Consider the following 20,255-nt stretch of genomic DNA (forward strand, 5'->3'; position numbering starts at 1 on the left):
TACAACAAGATAATTTTAAGAGTTAGAAGGGACTAGTCAAATGACAGTTAATATTTACGATAATGCAAACGAAATGGCCAATGTTTTAACTGAAACTGATCAGTACATTACTTGGCAAAATGCTTTTTCAGCAGTAAAGGCTGATGTTGAAGCGAAGGCTTTGTTTGAACAATTCCAAGGCATTCAAATGAAGGTTCAACAAATGATGCAAGCTCAACAAACTCCTGCCCCTGAACAAGAAAAGGAATGGGATGCTGTTGCTAAGCAAGTCCAAGAAAATGAATTGATCAAGGCTTTGATGGCAGCTGAACAGGCTTTAAATAGCTTGTTGGGCGAATTAAACGACATCGTTACTAAGCCAATTTCAAAGGCATATGCCGCTCAATAAGTAATAATATTGTAAAAGCAATTCAATCGAATTGCTTTTTCTTTAAAAATAATTCTATGGAAAAAGTAAAAAAAATTTGGCCCAACATCGTAAAATTTACTAAGCAGTACTTGCTTTTGATTTTAGCGGCTCTCTTGGTTGGCTGGTTAATTCATCGTTTCGTTTTTACCGCCAGTTTGGTTCAGGGGAATGCGATGGCGCCGACCCTTAAAAATCATCAATATATTTTTATTAATCGTCTAACTAAGATTAAACGCGGCGATGTGGTTAACTTTACGGCTCACGGGATTGATGCTCGGCAGGGTAAAGCTAATAATTATGTGCAACGCGTTATTGGCCTGCCTGGTGATACAGTTTCTTATCATCAGGGAGCCTTATACGTGAATCAAAAATTAGTTTCACAAAACTATCTTAGCAATCAAGAAAAAGGCAGTGGGACCGAATTAATTTTTGGTGATCCTTGGGACTTAAAGACTCTATCCGAAAGTTCATTATGGAAAAACGCTGATCGTCATCAAGAACGAGTACCAGCTGGAAAATATTTTGTACTGGGGGATAAACGCTCCCAATCCAACGATAGTCGCTATTTTGGTTTCGTGCCAGCCAAAGATATTCATGGTAAGGTGGTTGGCGCCTTTTAGGTATCAGTAGACCACTTGTTATAGTGTTAGATCCGTGTTATATTTAATAAAATTATAAAACCTTTAATCAGGTCCTGCGAGGCCTGCAAGGAGTTCAATTAATTACAGGGTCGCACTGGATTCTCGTAATTCTTTTTAGCCAAGCAGGGAACGCTACCTGCTTGGCTTTTTTTATAATCAGAAAGGAATCCAATGGCTAATTTTCTCAATATCAATGCGCAATCCACTAAGCAAATTATGGCTTTGGTGGAGCGTTCGCTGGCCCTGAAACAGGGGGCTAAGCCAGCAGGCCAGGCGTACACGGTGGCTAATTTATTCTTTGAAAATTCAACGCGAACCGCGACTAGTTTTCAAATGGCTGAACAGCGTTTGGGTTGGCAGCTGATTGACATTAATCCGCAAAATAGTTCTATGTCAAAAGGCGAGAGTTTAGCAGATACTTTGAAAACGATTAAGGCTATCGGCGTTGATGTGGCCGTGGTGCGCCATGCTCAAACTGCTTGGTATGAGCATTTAGATGGTGGGCGCCATCCTTTACCAATTTTAGTTAATGCGGGGGATGGCAGCGGGCAGCACCCCTCCCAAAGCTTGCTGGATTTAGTAACAATTTATGAACACTTTGGCCATTTTCAAGGACTTAAGATTCGGATTGTCGGTGACCTAGCCCATTCGCGGGTCGCCCATTCCAATGCTGAAATTTTCCAACGTTTGGGCGCTAATATCACGTTAAGTGGCCCTGAGATTTGGCATGATTCGGCATTTGAGCAGTTCGGGAACTATGTTGATTTGGATGACCAGCTGGATCAAGTTGATGTCTTGATGTTCTTACGCGTACAACATGAGCGGATTACGAATCAAGAAAATCAGTCCTTTTCTGCCTTACAATATCATCGAGCGTATGGCTTAACCCAGGAACGTTACCAGAAATTACAAAATAATGCTATTATCATGCATCCCGGTCCGGTTAATCGTGATGTGGAAATTGCTAGTGATTTAGTTGAAGCACCAAAATCAAAGATATTTGAACAAATGACTAACGGGGTTTATGCCCGCATGGCCATGCTAGAAAGTATTCAATAGGAGGTAACAGATGCAATTAATTAAGAAAGCTCAGATTTTAAGCCAGGGGGCTTTGGTAACCCGAGATGTATTAGTTGACCAAGGAAAAATTGTTGAAGTTGCACCAACAATTGCACCTAAAGCTGATATGACAGTATATCCCGCCCATGGCGCCTTTTTAACACCAGGATTAGTGGATGTGCATGTGCATTTCCGTGATCCGGGTTACACTGCAAAAGAAACGATTAAAACGGGCTCAATGGCAGCGGCGGCTGGTGGATTTACCACCGTCTTAGCCATGCCAAACTTAAATCCAGTGCCTGATACAGTCCAAAGATTGCAAGCCCAAATTCAGCGTAATCAAGCCGATGGTGTGATTCATGTCGGACAGTACGGTGCGATTTCAGCTGATTTGACCGCCACGGAAGTGGCTGATATTAAAGATATGGCAGCAGCCGGTGCGGTAGCCTTTACCAATGATGGTAAGGGCGTGCAAACGGCGGAAACAATGTACCAAGCCATGCAGGCAGCGGCTGCAGTCAATAAGCCTTTATCAGCCCATTTGGAAGATGATTCCATGCTCCATGGGGGGGTGATGAATGCTGGTAAGCGGGCGGAAGAACTTGGTTTACCGGGGATTACACCGCTAGCTGAAAGTTCTCAGTTGGCCCGAGATTTGGTCCTGGCCCAAGCAGCTGGGGTTCACTATCATGTCGCCCATATTTCTACCAAAACATCGGTTGAATTGGTTCGTTTGGCCAAACAAGCTGGCATCAAGGTAACTGCTGAAGTTTCTCCCCACCATTTATTACTATCGGAAAATGATATTACCGAGGACAATGCCCTCTTAAAGATGAATCCGCCTTTGCGCTCAGAAGATGATCGCCAAGCCTTAATTGCTGGCTTGTTGGATGGCACGATTGATATGATTGCCACTGACCATGCGCCCCATACCAGTGAAGAAAAGGCGCAAAGTATGCGCCAGACACCTTTTGGCATTACCGGGATTGAAACTAGTTTTGCCTTGATGTACACCCATTTAGTTCAATCACGGGTGATGGATTTAGCTACCTTGGTCGATCGGATGTTGGTAAAACCAGTTGAGGCCTTTAACCTAGATGCGCCAATCGAAATTAAAGCCGGAGCTACTGCTGATTTAGCCCTCTTTGATTTAGAACATCAAGCTGAAATTACTGCCGACCAATTCTACTCTAAGGGTCGTAATTCACCCTTTATAGGTTGGTCAGTTTATGGAAGTACGGTCGCCACTTGGGTAGCTGGACAGCAGGTATTTGAAAGGAATTAAGCATGGAAAAACGTTATTTGGTACTGGAGAATGGTTCGGTTTATGCCGGACAGGCCTTTGGCTCAAAGAAAGATGTCTACGCCGAATTAGTATTTAATACCGGAATGTCCGGTTATCAAGAGTCAATTACCGATCTTTCTTATCGTGGTGAAATTATTGTGTTCACTTATCCATTGATTGGCAACTACGGTATTAATCGTGATGATTTTGAAAGTATCAAACCAGCGGCGGCTGCAATCGTCGTCCATGAAATTGCCCGTCGACCAAGTAATTGGCGAGAAATGATGTCCCTACCTCAGTGGGCTGAGGAAAATGATTTGCCTGGTTTAACTGGGGTCGATACGCGGGCCTTGACCAAGGAACTTCGCCAAGAAGGTAGCATGAAAGCGGCTTTGGTCGATGAAGTTAGCGATGAAGTTTTCCAAGCGTTAAAGGAATTTGATCCTAAGCATGATCGGGTCGAACAGGCCACGACTAAGACCCAGTATTTGAATCCTAATCAAGGGGTCACTGTTGCTTTAATTGATTTTGGCCTTAAAAATTCAATCCTGCGTTCTTTGGCTAAACGAGATGTCAACGTGATTGTTTTTCCAGCTGATACGGATGCCAAGACAATTTTGGCGGCTCATCCCGATGGGATTATGCTTTCAAATGGACCCGGTGACCCGCAAGATGTGCAAGAAGTGCTGCCAGTTATTCGTGAACTTCAAGAAGAACTACCAGTCATGGGCATTTGTTTAGGACATCAGCTCTTTGCCATGGCCAATGGGGCTTCCACTTACAAGATGAAGTTTGGTCATCGAGGCTTTAACCACGCCATTGCTACCAAGGGCAAGGACCGCATGGACTTTACTTCGCAAAATCACGGTTATGCTGTTGATCGTGATAGCTTGCAGGATACTGACTTGATTGTGACCCACGAAGAAATTAATGATGGGACCGTTGAAGGTTTGACCTTAAAGGATCACCCGGCCTTTTCAGTCCAGTTCCATCCGGATGCTGCACCCGGTCCACATGATGCTGAATATCTTTTCGATGATTTCTTAACCATGATCGAACAAAATAAACAGGGGGAAAAGTAATGCCAAAACGAACAGACATCCAAAAGATTTTAGTCATCGGTTCGGGTCCGATTGTGATTGGGCAAGCCGCTGAATTTGATTATTCTGGTACTCAGGCGGCCCTTTCCTTAAAGGAAGAAGGTTATCAGGTTGTCTTGGTCAACTCTAATCCAGCTACGATTATGACCGATACTGAAATTGCTGACAAAATTTATATTGAACCCCTGACAGTTGAATTTTTAGACCGAATTATTCGAAAAGAACGGCCAGATGCCTTGTTGCCAACCTTGGGTGGCCAGACTGGTTTGAATTTAGCCAAAGATTTGGCTGAAGCTGGTATTTTAAAAGAATTGGGCGTTGAGCTACTAGGAACCAAGTTAACGGCCATTGAACAGGCCGAAGATCGTAAAGATTTCAAGGAATTGATGGAAGCGCTAAATGAACCCGTTCCGGAATCAGTCATCGCTACTCAGGTAGATGAGGCCGTGGCCTTTGCTAATGAGGTTGGCTATCCAGTGATTGTGCGGCCAGCCTATACCCTAGGTGGAACCGGTGGGGGGATTGCCGAAGATGAAGCTGAGTTGATTGCCATTGCTGAAAACGGTTTGGAACTTTCACCGGTTACTCAGGTGTTGATTGAACGTTCGATTGCTGGTTGGAAGGAAATTGAATTTGAAGTTATGCGTGACAGCCACGACAACGCTTTGATTGTGGCCTCCATGGAAAACTTTGATCCGGTTGGGGTGCATACTGGTGATTCAATTGTGACAGCCCCAGTCCAAACTCTATCTGATCGTGAATTGCAAATGATGCGTAATGCGGCTTTGAAAATTATCCGGGCCCTCAAAATTGAGGGTGGGGTTAATATCCAAATGGCACTTAATCCTGCTTCTTATGAGTATTACATCATCGAAGTCAATCCACGAGTTTCTCGGTCATCGGCCTTGGCTTCCAAGGCAACGGGTTATCCAATTGCCAAGGTTTCAGCTAAAATTGCCATCGGACTGACTTTAGATGAAATTATGAACCCGGTAACTGGCACAACTAAGGCTGAGTTTGAACCAGCCTTGGATTACGTGGTGGTTAAAATTCCTCGTTGGCCTTTTGATAAATTTGTGACCGCTGATCGGCATTTAGGCACGCAAATGAAGGCGACCGGAGAGGTGATGGCCATTGGTCGTAATTTTGAAGAAGCCCTCTTAAAGGCCGTGCGTTCCTTAGAAATCGGCGTTGATGGATTAAATGAACTGCGCTTTGAAGACTGGTCAACGCCCGGTTTGTTAGAGAGCTTGATGCCGGCTGAAGATGATCGTTTGTTCCGTTTGGCTGAGCTAATGCGGCGGGGCGTGACGGTTGAAGAAATCCATGCTAAAACTAAGATTGACTTATTCTTCTTAGATAAGGTCTTACACATTGTTGAAATTGAAACCGAATTACCACAGCATGTCGGGGATGTAGACTATTTGCGTTACGCTAAGCAAAATGGCTTCGCCGACACAACAATTGCGCAGTTATGGGATTGGGCCGACGGAAAGGCTATTCGTGATTTCCGTAAAGAAAACGGTATTTTGCCAGTTTATAAGATGGTTGATACGGCCGCGGCTGAATTTGAGTCCCAAACACCTTACTATTACGCAACTTATGAACAGGAAAATGAATCGTCTGTCGCCCAAAAACCACGAATTTTGGTTTTGGGTTCCGGACCAATTCGGATTGGTCAGGGAGTCGAGTTTGATTACACGACGGTGCATGCCGTTAAAGCCATTCAGGCCGCTGGCTATGAAGCCATTATCATGAATTCTAATCCTGAAACGGTTTCGACTGACTTTTCAATTTCAGATAAATTGTACTTTGAACCGTTAACCTTAGAAGATGTTTTAAATGTCACTGATTTAGAACAGCCGGCCGGTGTAGTGGTCCAATTTGGCGGCCAAACAGCCATCAACTTAGCCGCTGGTTTAGATGAAGCAGGCGTTAAAATTCTAGGTACTTCGGTCGCTGATTTGAATCGGGCCGAAGATCGGGAAGCCTTTAACCAGGTAATTCAGGAATTACAGTTACCACAACCCAAGGGTAAAACGGCTACGACGGTTGAGCAGGCCCTAGCAGCAGCCCAAGAAATTGGTTATCCAGTTTTGATTCGGCCTTCTTATGTTCTGGGTGGCCGGGCCATGGAAATCGTGGTTGACGATGATGAATTAAAAGATTATATGCAACGGGCGGTGAAAGTTTCCCATGACCATCCGGTTTTAATTGATTCTTATCTAACTGGTAAAGAAGCCGAAGTGGATGTCTTGTCAGATGGGACAACCACGGTGGTACCAGGAATTATGGAACATATTGAACGTGCTGGTGTTCACTCAGGTGATTCCATGTCTGTTTATCCACCACAAAGTCTGTCACAAAAAGTGCAAGATGAGATGGTGGCAGCGGCCACGAGTTTAGCGATTAAACTGGGCACAATTGGTTTAATGAATGTCCAATTTGTCATTCATGATAATCAGGCCTATGTCATCGAAGTTAATCCTCGAGCTTCACGAACGGTACCATTTATTTCCAAGGTGACTAAGTTGCCGTTGGCGCAATTAGCAACCTGGGTGATGTTGGGTGAAAAGTTGGCTGATTTAGGATTGACGACTGGTTTGGTACCTAGTGGCGAGATGGTGCATGTCAAGGCGCCAATCTTCTCCTTTACTAAGTTACCCTTGGTCGATTCACTTTTGGGACCGGAAATGAAGTCAACCGGAGAGGTAATGGGCTCTGATTTCACTTTGCCTAAAGCGCTATATAAGGCCTTTGTGGCCGCTGGTATTCAGGTGCCAAAGTATGGTAATGTGCTCTTTACGGTCGCCGATCGGGATAAGGCCGAAGCTTTAGCTTTGGCTGAGCGTTTCCGCAACCTGGGATACTTTGTGTATGCCACTGCTGGCACGGCCGATTACTTTACCAAGCATAATTTACCGGTGGAACATTTGGATAAACTGGGCGAATCAGCTAATAATCCCGTGACTGCCATGCAAGATCAGCGCATTCAGGTGGTAATTAATACCACGCCTGTTGATGACCGGGCTGAAGAAGATGGTCAAAAAATTCGAGCAGCCGCCATCGAAAACGGCTTGCCACTTTTCACGGCCTTTGACACAGTGCGGGCCTTCCTTGATGTCCTAGAAAGTCAAAGTTTAACCGTAACTGAATTGTAAAAATTGATAGGAGCTATGATGGCTGGACCAGTATTTGTAGCGCTAGATTTTCCTGGCGCTGAACCAACACGTGAATTTTTAAATTTATTTGATGCGGCCAAGTTGAAACCAGCCGTCAAAATTGGGATGGAGTTGTTTTATGCTACTGGCCCTGATTTTGTCCGAGAGATTAAGGCTGCCGGTTTTCCAATCTTTTTGGATTTAAAACTATACGATATTCCTAATACAGTAGCTAAAGCGATTCAATCAGTAGCTGCCTTGGGTGTTGATTATTTAACGTTGCATGCTGCTGGCGGACCGACCATGTTGGCCGCTGCTCAGCAAAGTGCGCCAGCTAGTTTAAAATTATTAGCCGTGACCCAGCTAACTTCTTTTAGTGAAAGTGAATACCAGTTAGTTTCACAAAGTCAGCAGTCATTAGCTCAAAGTGTGGTTCATTTAAGCCAGTTAGCAGCCCAAGCACAAGTGGCCGGAGTAATCTGTTCGGCCTGGGAAGCAGAGCTAATCAATCAGCAGTTACCAGCTAGCTTCTTGAAAATTACGCCAGGGATTCGTCTAACTGGCGATGATCATCAGGACCAAAATCGGGTAGCTAGTCCCAGTCAGGCCCGTAAATTAGGATCCAATGGGATTGTTGTTGGCCGAAGTATTACCCAGGCTAGCGATCCAGTAGCTGCTTATCAACGCGTAGTAAAAGAATGGAGCGAAAATGACTGATATTAAAGCCCAAGTTGCCCAAGACTTATTAGATATTGGGGCTGTTAAATTCTCACCACAAAAGCCCTTTACCTGGGCATCGGGGATTCAAAGTCCAATTTATACGGATAATCGCTTAACGATTGGTTTTCCAACGATTCGCCAACGAATTGCCCGTGGCTTGGCGGAATTAATTACCGAAAAATTCAATCAGGTCGATATTATTGGCGGGGTAGCCACGGCTGGCATTCCCCATGCAGCCTGGGTGGCCGATCTATTGGAAAAGCCCATGGTTTATGTACGTTCTAAGCCTAAAGATCATGGCGCTGGTCGGCAAAGTGAAGGCGCAGCCATTGAGGGAAAACGCTTAGTTTTAATTGATGACTTGATTTCAACGGGTGGTTCGGTCTTAGCAGCGGCCAAAGCTATTAATGCCAGTGGCGGTCAGGTAGTCGGCGTGGTATCGATTTTCTCCTACGAATTACCAGCTAGTCAGGTTAATTTTGATGCAGCTCAAATTCCGTTCTATCCTTTGACAACTTTTAGTGAATTAATGGCTATGGCTCAACAATCAGGTCAGTTGAGCGAAAGTGATTTAGCTAGCTTGGCCCAGTGGCGACAAAATCCACAGGCCTGGCAATAAAAATAAAAGATGTTAGTCATTTGAAAAATGACTAACATCTTTTTATGTGCTAATTTAAGCACGATGACCGTTACCAAAGACAGCAATTCGCTCGGTTAGGGCCGTTTCAATGCCCAAAACGCCAGGTGCTAAGAGTTTGCGAGGGTCATAATTTTTACCTTCGAGGTCTTGATTACTTAAAATAAAATCACGCAAGCCTTGATGAAAGGCTAACTGCGCTTCAGTATTCACGTTTACTTTGGCAATTCCCAGTTCAATCGCCCGTCGAATTTGGTCATCAGGAATACCGGAACCACCGTGTAAGACAAAGGGGACTTTATAGCCACTGGCAGCATCAACAGCCCGAGTTAATTCCTGAAGATGGTCTAGTTTAAGACCAGTCCAATTATCTGGGTATTGGCCATGGATATTACCAATGCCAGCAGCTAGAAAATCAATACCGGTAGCCGCCATAGTAAGCGCATCTTCCACTGAGGCAATTTCGCCATTGCCAATAATGCCATCTTCTTCGCCACCGATGGTGCCAACTTCGGCTTCAACGGAAATGTTGCGGGCATGGGCTAGGGCGACGATTTCATTGGTTTTAGAAAGATTTTCGGCTAGGGGAAGATTAGAACCATCAAACATGACCGAAGTAAAATCAGCCTGAATTGCTTGCTTAGCAGCTTCATAATCGCCATGATCAAGATGAATGGCAATCGGTACGGTAATATTAAGTTCTTCATCCAAATTGCGAATTAAATTCGCAACCGTACGATAACCACCCATATATTTGATGGCGCCCATGGATGCGGCAATTATTGTGGGTGCCTGTTGGGCTTGGGCCGTTTTTAAAATGGCTTTTGTCCATTCAAGGTTATTAGTGTTAAAGGCACTGATAGCGTACCCGTGGTCACGTGCTTTTTGAACCATTTCTTTTGCAGCTACAATTGTCATTTTTATTCCCATCCTTCTTTTTTAAAGTCATCATTGGGGCTATGCAAGTCGTAGTGATGGTTGTGGTTAGCGAAATTAATTCGGCTGTGTAGGCTATTTCCTGGAGCTTGGGCAATTTCAATTAGAAAGGGAACCAATTGATCTTGCCAGACTAAGTGCTGATCATAGCCATATTGAAGCCAAAAACTATCGAGTTGGGTGTCATTCCAAGCGCTGGCCCCGTGATAGGGGCGGTCATCGAGTAAAATGGCGTCGTTGTTTTTGACCAAATCTTTTTGGTGAGCTAGCACGACTTTTTTATAAAAGGGACTCTGAGCATCGTTGCCAAAGTGTTCAGTCAACCAGTCCAATTTATCCTGCCAGGCACTAGGATTGTACCAAGGGGCCGTTGATAAAATGTAGAGATCGTAATATTTAGTTAGTTGGTTAATACCGTCAATAGCCCCCGGCAAGCTAGCTAGGTTACGAAAAATGCCGGGAATTTGATCGGGTTTAGTGACCCCATGCTGATCTAAATTATGACTGTGTTGATTTAAAACGGGTAGGGTATCAACAATGGTATTATCCATATCTAAAAATAGTTTAGGTTTGATAATTAATACCTCCTTATTCTTATTCAGGCTTTTTAATGCTGAAAACAAGGATATTATATAGCTATACCAATTTTAATACAAATTATTTTTTTATTTTTCAAGTATCAATGGTCTAGTTATAGTTCAAGCGATTAAAGTTTGAAATATTTAGTTAAAAACTGGGCAACACCGTCATCGGCATTACTGCTGGTCACATTAGTTGTGATAGCTTTGATGCTGGGAATGGCGTTATCCATGGCGACACTAACATGGACCAGTTCGAGCATCGAGCGGTCGTTTTCCTCATCGCCAAAAGCCATTAAATTAGCCGGGGTGAGACCAAGATGGTGCAAGAGATACTTTAAGGCATTGCCCTTGTCAACGCCCTTGGGCATAAACTCCAATAAGGTCCGCCGCGAACGCATCATATTCAAATTCTTAGTTAATATTGGTGTTTTGGCTAGTACGTCCTCTAAATAATCCAATTGACTTTCATCGGCACAAACGACAAATTTATTAAAGGTTGTGCCCGCTGGAATTTCGTCCAATGCCGTAAGGCTATAATCGATGCGATTGCCAACAAAATCAATATAGGCCGATTGACCATATTCCTTAATGGCATAAACTTGGTCCTGGCTAATTAAATCAACTGGCAAATTCAAATTGTGAATTAAATTTAAGATGGAGGATAATTCATCTAAATAAAATGGTTGGTTAAATAGCGGTTCTTGGGCGGCCAAATCTAGGATTAGAGAGCCGTTGAATAAAATTACAAAATCATCATGTACTAAGTTGAGCGGTTCAATAAAGGGCTTAACATTGGGAAAGGGACGTCCGGTGGTAAGGACGATTTTAATGCCCTTTTTTTGTAGGGCCGTTAACACCTTTTGATTTTGATTAGATAGGGTTTTATCGGGAAGAAGTAGGGTGTTGTCCATATCCAGGGCAATAAGTTTAATAGCTGACATAATCAGGCCTCCGTTAAATAAATTTGAGATAAGACATTCTTGAGACGGTTCAATTCCTTATTGGTTAATTCGTTTCCGATTAAAAAAGTGGGGGAATTGAGCTTAATTTCCATTGATTCGGTAATAATTAAATCGTAGGATTCGACATAGTTAGTAACGTAATCATAATTATTTAAACTTTTAAGGGTTAAATTTACTGGTACCAAGCTACATTTTTCAATAAAGGCTTTAATCAAATTTTGGCTATAGACCGGCAGGGAAGTTAAAATCAGTAAATTCAACTTTTTAATCGGCCGATGATTGAGACTATAGTTATACAAAATCATGGCTAAAATCGTAATCTGATCATTGGAGAGGCCCATTGGAAACAAACTATGATACAAATTCAATGATTTTTCTTGCGTAAGCGCCTCTTGTACATACTTTTCAAAGTGAGATTCATGGTACAAATATTCGTGAACGTTCACGCTTTGAAAACGAGTAGCAAACCAAAACGGCTTCAATTGGGTTTGAATTTCACGTACTAGTTGATTTTTTTCTACGCGATTATTATTAATATCAGTGCCAGACATTTCCAAAAAGGCATCTACAATTTGTTCACTTAAAATTAGTAAATCTTGAAAGGACTGGGCATTGAAGTGGCCGTCATGTTCCTTGGTTAAACTAAGTAACTGCAGGGTTAAAAATAATTGCAGTGATTCTGAGATACTGTTTTCGGTGACCTGGCTAACAATTGGCATGAACTGTTGAATCACGTTGAATTCTTGCCGGCTGGTAAGGGCCTGAATGTCTTGACTATTAAAGATTTCATCCGGAGATTGAATCGGATGGGCTGTCTCGTATAGGGAAGCCAAAACGACAAAAACCGAAAGGGCCAGGGCACTAGCGCCTGATATGGTTTTACCCAATAGTTTTTGGTATTCCTTTTGTAGCCCTTCACTCATTGATAAATAATCTTGATAATTGACATCGTCGTACAATGTACTGACAAAATAGGCTAAGGAACCATGCTGATGTTGTAGTAACACTAGCTTATTGTAAGCATGAACTAACAAAGAGTAGATGGATTCGCTATAGGTGAAGCCATCTTTTTTATTAAAGACCGGACTGAAATTCTTCCGTTCTTTGAGCTTGGCAATATCACGTAAAATAGTATTTCTGGAAACTTCAAAAACCATTTGAAATTTAGAAATCGTCCATTTTTGGTTGGGTAAGGACATGCAAATATCAATCATTAACTGGCGTTGATAGGAATTAATGCTGTCGGTAACTGGATATTTTAATAATTTTCTTTGTAAAATCGTAATCTGATCTTTAGAAATTTCTTGGCCAGTTGCCAAAAAAGTTTCATGTGATGATTTTAATTCTAAATTAGCCTTTTGAAGTAGGGAATAAACCTTGCGGTTTGATAGGTTTAACTGATTAGAAATAATACTTACTCGGGGTAACTTAATTTGCGTGGCTAAGTAGCCAATAAAGTTTGAATAAACTAGGTCTGTTAGTTGCATTCAAAGGTCCTCCACAACTCCTATAAAAGGAAAAGTTGGTTAATCTATCTAAAGTATATAGCCTAACGAATAGGGTCAACAGTCTCATTCAAGCGGTCTCTTTGTGAGCAAATGAGACTGTTTTTTTTATTTTGTTTATTTGATAATTCAGTTGTCGCCAAGAAGGTATGCGCTTACATGACAAAGACGCTACTGAGTGTGAACTGAAAGGAAATTTATTATGGCAAAGCCAAAGAATATTCAAGAAGCAACTCGTGAGAATTGGATTCAAAATACTTTCCCAGAATGGGGAACTTGGTTGAATGAAGAAATTGAAGCTTCAAAAGTACCTGAAGGTAATTTCCGGATGTGGTGGTTAGCTAACAACGGTATCTGGCTAAAGACCCATGAAGATACCAACATCTTGGTTGATTTGTGGAATGGTACTGGTAAGCAAAGCCACGGTAACGGCAAGATGAAGGAAGGCCATCAAATGATGCGCATGAGCGGGGTGCAAAACTTGCAACCTAATTTGCGTTTGCAGCCTTTCGTGATTGACCCCTATGCGGTCAAGAATGTAGATGCTTTGTTGGTAACGCACATTCACTCCGATCATTTGGATATCAATACCGCGGCTGCTGTTTTGCAAAATAGCGGTCCTGAGACTAAGTTTATCGGCCCTCAGGCCGTTGTTGATATTTGGGAGAGTTGGGGTGTACCTAGTGACCGGACAATTGTTGTCCACCCTGGGGATGAAGTTAAGATCAAGTCAGTCACAATCAAAGCCTTGGAAGCCTTTGACCGGACAGCCCTCTTAACAGTCGATCCTGATGTAACCATTAAGGGTTCATTGCCACAGGATATGAATGAAATTGCCGTTAACTACTTGTTCAAGACTTCTGGTGGAAACCTTTACCACGCTGCCGATTCACACATGTCAAACATGTTTGCTAAGCACGGTAATGAAAATGATGTTGATGTTGAAATCATCAACTATGGTGAAAACCCTCGTGGTATTACCGATAAGGTAACTTCAATTGACGTATTGCGTTCAGCCGAAGATTTGAAAACGAAGGTTGTCATTCCAGTTCACTACGATATCTGGTCAAACTTTGATGCTGACCCACAAGAAATCGTGAAGTTATGGGCGATGAAGAAGGACACCTTGGATTATAAGTTCCATCCATTCGTTTGGAAGGTTGGTGGTAGTTATACCTTCCCTCAGGATAAAAATAAGATTCAATACCACTATGACCGTGGTTTTGCCGATGTCTTCTCTAAGGACAACGACCTACCATTCCCATCATTCTTGTAAGGAGAAATACCATGAGAAAGCCTAATTTACAAATTGCCTTAGATCAAAATACTTTAGCTGAAGCTGCTCGCATTGCCCACTTTGCTGGTCCAATTGTCGATATTGTGGAAGTTGGAACCATTTTGGAATTGCAAGCCGGACAAGAAGCAATTAGTGTCTTGCGGGCCATGTTCCCCGATAAGATTATCGCTTCTGACACCAAGTGTGCCGATGCTGGTTCAACAGTCGCTCAAAATTCTAAGGATGCTGGGGCGGACTTAATGACTGTCATTGATTCAGCAACGATTGCGACCATGAAGTCCGCTAAGTCAGTCTTAGATGGTATTCAAGTTGAATTGTATTCGGCTTGGAACTGGGAACGTGCTGCTCAATGGAAAGAAATTGGGATTGAACAGGTTATTTATCACCAAAGCCGCGATGCCTTGTTAGCCGGTGAAGTTTGGGGTGAAAAAGACCTAAATATCGTTAAAAAGTTTATTGAAATGGGCTTCAAAGTCTCCGTTACCGGTGGTTTAAACCTCGATACGATTAAGTTATTTGAAGGCGTACCCGTTTATACCTTTATTGCTGGTCGTGCCATTACTGGACAAGAAGATCCAGCCGCTGCCGCTCAGAGTTTCCAAGATGAGATTAAAAAGTACTGGAACTAAAGACTATGGTAAAGCTTGGAATTAATGAAAAATCACTACCGTTTGCCATGACTTGGCGTGAGAAATTGCAATTAGCCAAGGACCAAGGCTTTGATTTTATTGAATTATCAGTGGATGAAACCGATGAACGCTTAGGGCGCTTGGATTGGAGTCGGCAGCAACGTTGGAACTTAGTCCAGGACATGTACGCCGTGGATCTGCCGATTGACACAATGATGTTGTCTGGTTTGAGAAAATTTCCTTTGGGTTCTGAACAGGCCGATATTGCTGAAAAATCCTATTTAATTTGTCAAAAAGCGATTATTTTAGCCCGTGATTTGGGTATTCGTAATGTTCAAATCGCCGGCTATGACGAATACTATGGCGAAAAAAACGATTTAACCCGGGAGCTCTTTATCGAGAATCTGCAACGGGTAGTTGATTTTGCGGCTGAAAATCAAATTATGATTGCTATTGAAACGATGGATGATCCTTTCATTAATTCAGTGGCCAAAGTTCAAGAAATTAAGCAATCAGTACGATCACCTTGGCTACAAGCCTATCCTGATTTAGGAAATATTTCGGCCTGGCCGGAGAATGTTCCCGGACAAGATTTAGCCGATGGTTTAGACAATATCGTGGCTATTCATGTCAAAGACACGTACAAAGTAACGGAAACTACGCCCGGTAAATTTAAAAACGTTCCCTTTGGTCGCGGAGAAGTTAACTTTTTAGGTCTATTTAAAACGTTGAAGCGAATTGGTTATCAAGGAACCTTGACGATTGAGATGTGGTCCGAACATGATGCGGATGCCATTGAACAAGTGATTGAAGCCCAACAGTTTGTCCAAGATTTGTTAGCTCAAGCTGGTTTTTACAAGTAGGAGTGTCATATGTTAGAAGAATTAAAAGAAGAGGTTTATCAAGCCAACATGCAATTGCCAGCGCTTGATTTAGTAACTTTTACCTGGGGAAACGTGTCTGGTATTGATCGAAGCAAGGGTCTCTTTGTCATTAAGCCTTCCGGCGTGGATTACAAAGCTTTGAAACCAGAAGATATGGTGGTAGTTAACTTGGACGGTGAGGTTGTCGAAGGGAATTTGAATCCATCCAGTGATACACCGACCCATGCCTATTTATACAAGCATTTTCCAAATATTGGTGGGATTACGCATACGCATTCGCCATGGGGAGTGGCTTTTGCAGCAGCTAAATTAGATATTCCAGCTGTTAGCACGACTCATGCTGATACTTTTTATGGGGATATTCCAGCCGTACCAGCCCTAAGTGAACAAGAAATTGCAGAAGGTTACGAACTAAACACCGGTAAAGTCATTGTCAAAGAATTTGCCCAACGAAACATTGACCCTGACGCGATACCCGCTGCCTTGGTTAGTCAACACGGACCTTTTGCCTGGGGGGCAACACCGGCTAAGTCGGTTTATAATGCCAAGGTTTTGGAAGTATCAGCTGAAATGGCTTACCATGCTTTGCAATTAACGCGCAATGAACTGCATGTACCACAATATTTATTAGATAAACACTACTATCGTAAGCATGGTGCCCATGCTTACTACGGACAAAAAGAGTAACTCAGATTTACAAATAATGTCCCTGTTGTTTTAAGAGGGGCCAAGGATGAGCCTGTCATTTTATTCAAAGTGATGGGTTTTTCTTTCCAATATAATGAAAGCGCTTTTATAGAGATGGGTGCAGTCATTATAGCAAAAATTAGGAGAAAATAGCATGAACACCTACTTAATTATTGATATTGGTACGTCAAGTATCCGCGGTATCATTTATGATAAGACGGGTAAGATAATCTATAAAGCTAGTCAAACTTATAAGCCGAAATATTTACCAGATGGTTCGGTAACCCAAGATCCACAAATTTTCATTGATTTACTAATTCAAATCATCAAGCAATGTACAGTCTTTGCCCGTGATAACGCCTATGAAATTAAAGCGATTTCAATGACTTCTCAACGTTCATCATTGATTCCAACTAAGGGCGGTCAGCCAATTGCCCAAACTATTATGTGGCAAGACACCCGGGTTAATAAGATTTTGGACCAGTACCGAGACTATGATGATTTCTTCTTACAACGCTCCGGTAGTCGTTTAAACGCTGTATATTTAGGAGCTAAAATTTGCTGGGTTAAGTATCAAAGTCCTGAAATCTATGCTGAAGCGGACAAGATGCTAAACATTCCGTCTTTGTTGCTTTATCAAATGACGGGAACCTATACGACGGATACGACCTATGGTAGCCGGACGAACTTAATGAACATTCATGATTTAACTTGGGATCCCGATCTGTTTAAAATTTTAGGCCTAGATGTGAACAAAATGCCTGAAATCACAGCTCCTGGGGATGTTTGTGGTTATATTACAGAAGAATTTTCTCAAAAAACTGGCTTGAAAAAGGGCCTTCCCGTCATTTCAGCCGGTGGAGACCAGCAGTGTGCGGCGGTTGGTTCAGGAAGTATTACCAATGATGAAGTTTCAATTAATACCGGTACGCGTGGCTATCTAATTAAAAACGTGGATGTCTTACCTAAGATATTAGACGGAAATATTATCTACAATACTTCAGCTAATCCGAATAAATATATTTTGGAAATCGACTTGCTAGCTTGTTCTTCAACTTTGAATTGGTTTATTGATAACTTCTATGGCGAACGCGATTTTGATAAGCTAAATCAGGATTTGAGTGACTGCTACGGCCAACACATTAATTTAGCGGTTCTACCATTCCACAAGGGAAAGTCCATTGGGGTCTACGATACCCATATCCGGGCGGCCTTCTCTAATGTTGGCCTTTCAACTCGGCGCAAAGATATGCTCTATGCCTTAATGGCCAGTCTCTTTGTGGAAATTAACAAGGGTTTGGGAATTTTTAAGGCGAACGGACCCATTTCTTCGGTTATTATTAGTGGGGGCCTAACCAACAGTACAGTCATGGATCAAATGCAAGCTGATGCCTATAATATGCCCGTTCATAAGACCGCCAGCGTGGAATCAACGGCGATTGGGGCTTTGATTTCGGTCTTAGTGCAACAGGGCGAGTATGCCAATTTTCATGATGCTGCCCAAAATATTATTGATGATCCCGTACAAAGTTATGAACCGAATCTGGACAATGTGCAGTGCTTGTTAGATTTTGATGCTCGTAATACGAATTTATATAGTAATCTGCAAGGAACAGCATCCGGTTACTACAAGGAATAGGGATTTACTTGTGAGAGTAAGTCTTGGGGAGTATGAACGATGGAAATATTTATGAATTTTGTGACGACTTTAGGTCACAATGTGATTGTGCCAATCATCATCTTTTTAGTAGCTGTCGTCTTGGGGGTTAAAATCGCAACGGCTGTTCGCAGTGCCATTTTAGTTGGGGTAGCCTTAACCGGATTTTCTTGGATTATTGGCTCCTTTACACCGGTTGTAACCAAAATTATTAATCAAATGGTCAAAGTCACCGGGCTAAACTTACCCATTGTTGATACTGGTTGGCAGTCTTCGGCTTTAACGGCCTTTCAATCACCAGTGGGTATTTCATTTTTCTTAGGTGGATTAATCTTAGAAACGATTCTCTTTTTAGTGGGTTACACCAAGGTGTTTTTCCCAACCAACCTCTGGCAAAATTGGGGCTTTATGGTTTGGGGTACCGTGGCTTACGTGGTAACGAAAAACTTTTGGTTGTCATTTAGTTTGAGTGTCTTCTTGATGTTGATTTCGCTCCTGTTAGCTGAAATCCAATCGGACCGTTATTCTGACTACTATCAGATTCCAAACGGGACGACAGCTTCCATGCAAAACATTGAAAATGTTATCCCGGCCCTTTTGCTCGATCCAGTTTGGAACATGATTGGTTTAAATAAAATCAACATTACGCCAGAACGGTTGAAAGAAAAGATGGGCATCTTTGGTGAACCAACAATGATTGGGGCAATTTTAGGCCTAATCTTAGGCTTTTTGGCCAATTTAAATCATCTAGGTTCTTTGAAGGCCTGGGGACAGATTTTGTTCTTTTCCATTCAATTAGCCACGGTTATGACAATTTTCCCGATGATTGCTCATTTATTTGGAAAAGCCTTCAAGCCAATTACCAGTGAAATTTCTAATCGTTATCGTAAGGAAGATGATGAGAGTGGTGCCAGTGTTACCAATAAGAAGCGTTGGTTTATCGCGGTTGATGATGGTCTTGGCTATGGTGAATCAGCCACGTTGATTTCAGGTATGATTTTGATGCCAGTGATGTTGGTGTTGGCGGTTATTCTCCCTGGCAATAAGATGATTCCAGTGGTGGACCTGATTGCCTTGCCATTTATGCTGGAGTCGATGGTAGCCATTCATCGAGGTAATATGACTAAAATCTTCGCCAGTGCGATTGTTTGGTTTAGCCTGGGACTCTATGCTGGTACCTATATGGCGCCGATGTATACCGAAGCTCTTGCTAAATATGGCATTGCCGTGGCGACTGGTGCGACCTTGATTGTTAGTTTTAACGTCATGGCTCGTCCCTTTACAGCCTTAATCTTTGCGATTTGGATTACTGGAAATTGGTACTTGATTTTACCAGTTGTTCTCTTGTATGTCCTCGCCCAAGGAACGTTACGCTTCAAGCGTGCGCAAATTTGGACTTATCTAGCTCATATGGCCAATAAAAATAAAGCTGATGTTTAGTATGTTTGAAAAGATGTTCTGAAAAGGACGTCTTTTTTTGTTTTGGAACCGTCCCATTCTGGTAAAAATAGTCGGGATATGTGGGACTGTTTTTTACTAGGGGCGCTTGCGATAATGAGGTTGTAATAAATCAAGAAAGCCCTTACAAAACAAGGAATAGAGCGTTTCTTGAGCGAGGGGATAGGTAATTTAAATGACAATGTTGAAATATTTTCGTGATAACGACTTAGTGCGAATTTACGATGAGACGCCTCAGGATTGGCAGACAGCTTTGCGAGTTTCTAGTGAAAACTTAAAAGAAAAGCAAATGATTACAGATGTCTATGTTGATGAAATCATTAAAAATGTCGAAACCAACGGTGCCTATATTGTGATTACGCCCGGGGTTGTTATGCCGCATGCACTAGCAACTGGTCCTGGTGTTTTGGATACTGGTATTAGCTTTTCAAAGTTCAACGAACCTGTTTATTTTGAAGAGAATAATCCAGAAAAGGCTGGTAAATTGTTCTTTACTTTAGCCGCTAAAGATGAGAATCAACATCTGGAAAATATCCAAAACCTAATGGAACTATTGATGACTGATGGCATGGTTGAAGCCCTGTCGGCCATTGAAAATATGGACGATTACCAGGCAGTGTTAGATAAGTACGAAGCGACTAATTAAG

At 42.4% G+C, this 20,255-nt stretch carries 19 protein-coding genes; 15 read left to right on the plus strand and 4 right to left on the minus strand.

The annotated features are described in order from the left end of the window. Nucleotides 1–40: 40 nt before the first annotated feature. From C7384_RS00180 to pyrE, 8 genes are all read left to right on the plus strand, one after another. Nucleotides 41–388 (plus strand): YlbF family regulator, encoded by a 348-nt coding sequence (locus C7384_RS00180; RefSeq protein WP_089937240.1) that lies wholly within the window; start codon nt 41–43, stop codon nt 386–388. A 56-nt stretch (nt 389–444) separates the two neighbouring features. Continuing rightward, a complete protein-coding gene (lepB, locus tag C7384_RS00185) occupies nt 445–1,029 on the plus strand; it encodes a signal peptidase I (RefSeq protein ID WP_089937242.1) in 585 nt (194 codons plus the stop codon). Between the two features lie 192 nt (nt 1,030–1,221). Then, entirely contained in the window at nt 1,222–2,109 is an 888-nt protein-coding gene (locus C7384_RS00190; RefSeq protein ID WP_089937244.1) for an aspartate carbamoyltransferase catalytic subunit, read from the plus strand. 10 nt (nt 2,110–2,119) lie between these two features. Next, nucleotides 2,120–3,394 (plus strand): dihydroorotase, encoded by a 1,275-nt coding sequence (locus tag C7384_RS00195; protein ID WP_089937247.1) that lies wholly within the window; start codon nt 2,120–2,122, stop codon nt 3,392–3,394. Between the two features lie 2 nt (nt 3,395–3,396). Continuing rightward, complete coding sequence (locus C7384_RS00200) at nt 3,397–4,476, plus strand: carbamoyl phosphate synthase small subunit (protein ID WP_089937249.1); 1,080 nt, start codon at nt 3,397–3,399, stop codon at nt 4,474–4,476. After that, nucleotides 4,476–7,655 carry a carbamoyl-phosphate synthase large subunit gene (gene carB, locus C7384_RS00205; RefSeq protein WP_089937251.1) on the plus strand — a complete coding sequence of 1,060 codons (3,180 nt, stop codon included), beginning with the start codon at nt 4,476–4,478 and terminating at the stop codon, nt 7,653–7,655. The genes C7384_RS00200 and carB overlap by 1 nt, the downstream gene beginning before the upstream one ends. Before the next feature lie 15 nt (nt 7,656–7,670). Beyond that, entirely contained in the window at nt 7,671–8,372 is a 702-nt protein-coding gene (pyrF, locus tag C7384_RS00210; RefSeq protein ID WP_089937253.1) for an orotidine-5'-phosphate decarboxylase, read from the plus strand. Beyond that, on the plus strand, nt 8,365–8,994 hold the full coding sequence (gene pyrE / locus C7384_RS00215; protein WP_089937255.1) for an orotate phosphoribosyltransferase: 630 nt from the start codon (nt 8,365–8,367) through the stop codon (nt 8,992–8,994). Before pyrF ends, pyrE begins: the two co-directional genes overlap by 8 nt. A 54-nt stretch (nt 8,995–9,048) precedes the next feature. Here the strand turns inward: pyrE and fba are convergent, their stop codons facing one another. The 4 genes from fba to C7384_RS00235 form a co-directional block, all read right to left on the minus strand. Continuing rightward, entirely contained in the window at nt 9,049–9,930 is an 882-nt protein-coding gene (gene fba / locus C7384_RS00220; RefSeq protein ID WP_089937257.1) for a class II fructose-1,6-bisphosphate aldolase, read from the minus strand. Nucleotides 9,931–9,932: 2 nt separating this feature from the next. Continuing rightward, a complete protein-coding gene (locus tag C7384_RS00225; protein WP_089937259.1) occupies nt 9,933–10,499 on the minus strand; it encodes a 5' nucleotidase, NT5C type in 567 nt (188 codons plus the stop codon). 155 nt (nt 10,500–10,654) lie between these two features. After that, nucleotides 10,655–11,470, minus strand: coding sequence for a Cof-type HAD-IIB family hydrolase (locus C7384_RS00230; RefSeq protein ID WP_089937261.1), 816 nt, complete (start codon nt 11,468–11,470; stop codon nt 10,655–10,657). Nucleotides 11,471–11,472: 2 nt separating this feature from the next. After that, on the minus strand, nt 11,473–12,978 hold the full coding sequence (locus tag C7384_RS00235) for a BglG family transcription antiterminator (protein ID WP_089937263.1): 1,506 nt from the start codon (nt 12,976–12,978) through the stop codon (nt 11,473–11,475). 220 nt (nt 12,979–13,198) lie between these two features. Here C7384_RS00235 and ulaG point away from each other — a divergent pair, with 220 nt between their 5' ends. From ulaG to C7384_RS00270, 7 genes are all read left to right on the plus strand, one after another. After that, nucleotides 13,199–14,272 (plus strand): L-ascorbate 6-phosphate lactonase, encoded by a 1,074-nt coding sequence (gene ulaG / locus C7384_RS00240; protein WP_089937265.1) that lies wholly within the window; start codon nt 13,199–13,201, stop codon nt 14,270–14,272. An 11-nt stretch (nt 14,273–14,283) separates the two neighbouring features. Beyond that, on the plus strand, nt 14,284–14,922 hold the full coding sequence (locus C7384_RS00245; protein WP_089937267.1) for a 3-keto-L-gulonate-6-phosphate decarboxylase UlaD: 639 nt from the start codon (nt 14,284–14,286) through the stop codon (nt 14,920–14,922). 5 nt (nt 14,923–14,927) lie between these two features. Next, a complete protein-coding gene (locus tag C7384_RS00250; protein ID WP_089937271.1) occupies nt 14,928–15,785 on the plus strand; it encodes an L-ribulose-5-phosphate 3-epimerase in 858 nt (285 codons plus the stop codon). Between the two features lie 9 nt (nt 15,786–15,794). Then, nucleotides 15,795–16,493, plus strand: coding sequence for an L-ribulose-5-phosphate 4-epimerase (locus C7384_RS00255; RefSeq protein WP_089937272.1), 699 nt, complete (start codon nt 15,795–15,797; stop codon nt 16,491–16,493). Nucleotides 16,494–16,647: 154 nt separating this feature from the next. After that, nucleotides 16,648–18,132 (plus strand): FGGY-family carbohydrate kinase, encoded by a 1,485-nt coding sequence (locus C7384_RS00260; RefSeq protein ID WP_089937273.1) that lies wholly within the window; start codon nt 16,648–16,650, stop codon nt 18,130–18,132. 39 nt (nt 18,133–18,171) lie between these two features. After that, a complete protein-coding gene (locus C7384_RS00265; protein WP_089937274.1) occupies nt 18,172–19,590 on the plus strand; it encodes a PTS galactitol transporter subunit IIC in 1,419 nt (472 codons plus the stop codon). A gap of 193 nt (nt 19,591–19,783) precedes the next feature. After that, a complete protein-coding gene (locus tag C7384_RS00270) occupies nt 19,784–20,254 on the plus strand; it encodes a PTS sugar transporter subunit IIA (RefSeq protein ID WP_089937275.1) in 471 nt (156 codons plus the stop codon). Nucleotide 20,255: the final 1 nt, after the last annotated feature.

The sequence above is a fragment of the Convivina intestini genome, from assembly GCF_003096575.1.
Classification (GTDB): Bacteria; Bacillota; Bacilli; order Lactobacillales; family Lactobacillaceae; genus Convivina; species Convivina intestini.

Bases quoted from the DNA above. Each gene is read 5' to 3' on its own strand.
- C7384_RS00195 (WP_089937247.1), top strand. From the start codon at position 2,120: ATGCAATTAATTAAGAAAGCTCAGATTTTAAGCCAGGGGGCTTTGGTA.
- C7384_RS00250 (WP_089937271.1), top strand. From the start codon at position 14,928: ATGGTAAAGCTTGGAATTAATGAAAAATCACTACCGTTTGCCATGACT.
- pyrF (WP_089937253.1), top strand. From the start codon at position 7,671: ATGATGGCTGGACCAGTATTTGTAGCGCTAGATTTTCCTGGCGCTGAA.
- C7384_RS00190 (WP_089937244.1), top strand. From the start codon at position 1,222: ATGGCTAATTTTCTCAATATCAATGCGCAATCCACTAAGCAAATTATG.
- C7384_RS00180 (WP_089937240.1), top strand. From the start codon at position 41: ATGACAGTTAATATTTACGATAATGCAAACGAAATGGCCAATGTTTTA.
- C7384_RS00235 (WP_089937263.1), bottom strand. From the start codon at position 12,978: ATGCAACTAACAGACCTAGTTTATTCAAACTTTATTGGCTACTTAGCC.
- C7384_RS00265 (WP_089937274.1), top strand. From the start codon at position 18,172: ATGGAAATATTTATGAATTTTGTGACGACTTTAGGTCACAATGTGATT.
- C7384_RS00200 (WP_089937249.1), top strand. From the start codon at position 3,397: ATGGAAAAACGTTATTTGGTACTGGAGAATGGTTCGGTTTATGCCGGA.
- fba (WP_089937257.1), bottom strand. From the start codon at position 9,930: ATGACAATTGTAGCTGCAAAAGAAATGGTTCAAAAAGCACGTGACCAC.
- C7384_RS00245 (WP_089937267.1), top strand. From the start codon at position 14,284: ATGAGAAAGCCTAATTTACAAATTGCCTTAGATCAAAATACTTTAGCT.
- lepB (WP_089937242.1), top strand. From the start codon at position 445: ATGGAAAAAGTAAAAAAAATTTGGCCCAACATCGTAAAATTTACTAAG.
- C7384_RS00260 (WP_089937273.1), top strand. From the start codon at position 16,648: ATGAACACCTACTTAATTATTGATATTGGTACGTCAAGTATCCGCGGT.
- C7384_RS00270 (WP_089937275.1), top strand. From the start codon at position 19,784: ATGACAATGTTGAAATATTTTCGTGATAACGACTTAGTGCGAATTTAC.
- ulaG (WP_089937265.1), top strand. From the start codon at position 13,199: ATGGCAAAGCCAAAGAATATTCAAGAAGCAACTCGTGAGAATTGGATT.
- C7384_RS00225 (WP_089937259.1), bottom strand. From the start codon at position 10,499: ATGGATAATACCATTGTTGATACCCTACCCGTTTTAAATCAACACAGT.
- C7384_RS00255 (WP_089937272.1), top strand. From the start codon at position 15,795: ATGTTAGAAGAATTAAAAGAAGAGGTTTATCAAGCCAACATGCAATTG.
- C7384_RS00230 (WP_089937261.1), bottom strand. From the start codon at position 11,470: ATGTCAGCTATTAAACTTATTGCCCTGGATATGGACAACACCCTACTT.
- carB (WP_089937251.1), top strand. From the start codon at position 4,476: ATGCCAAAACGAACAGACATCCAAAAGATTTTAGTCATCGGTTCGGGT.
- pyrE (WP_089937255.1), top strand. From the start codon at position 8,365: ATGACTGATATTAAAGCCCAAGTTGCCCAAGACTTATTAGATATTGGG.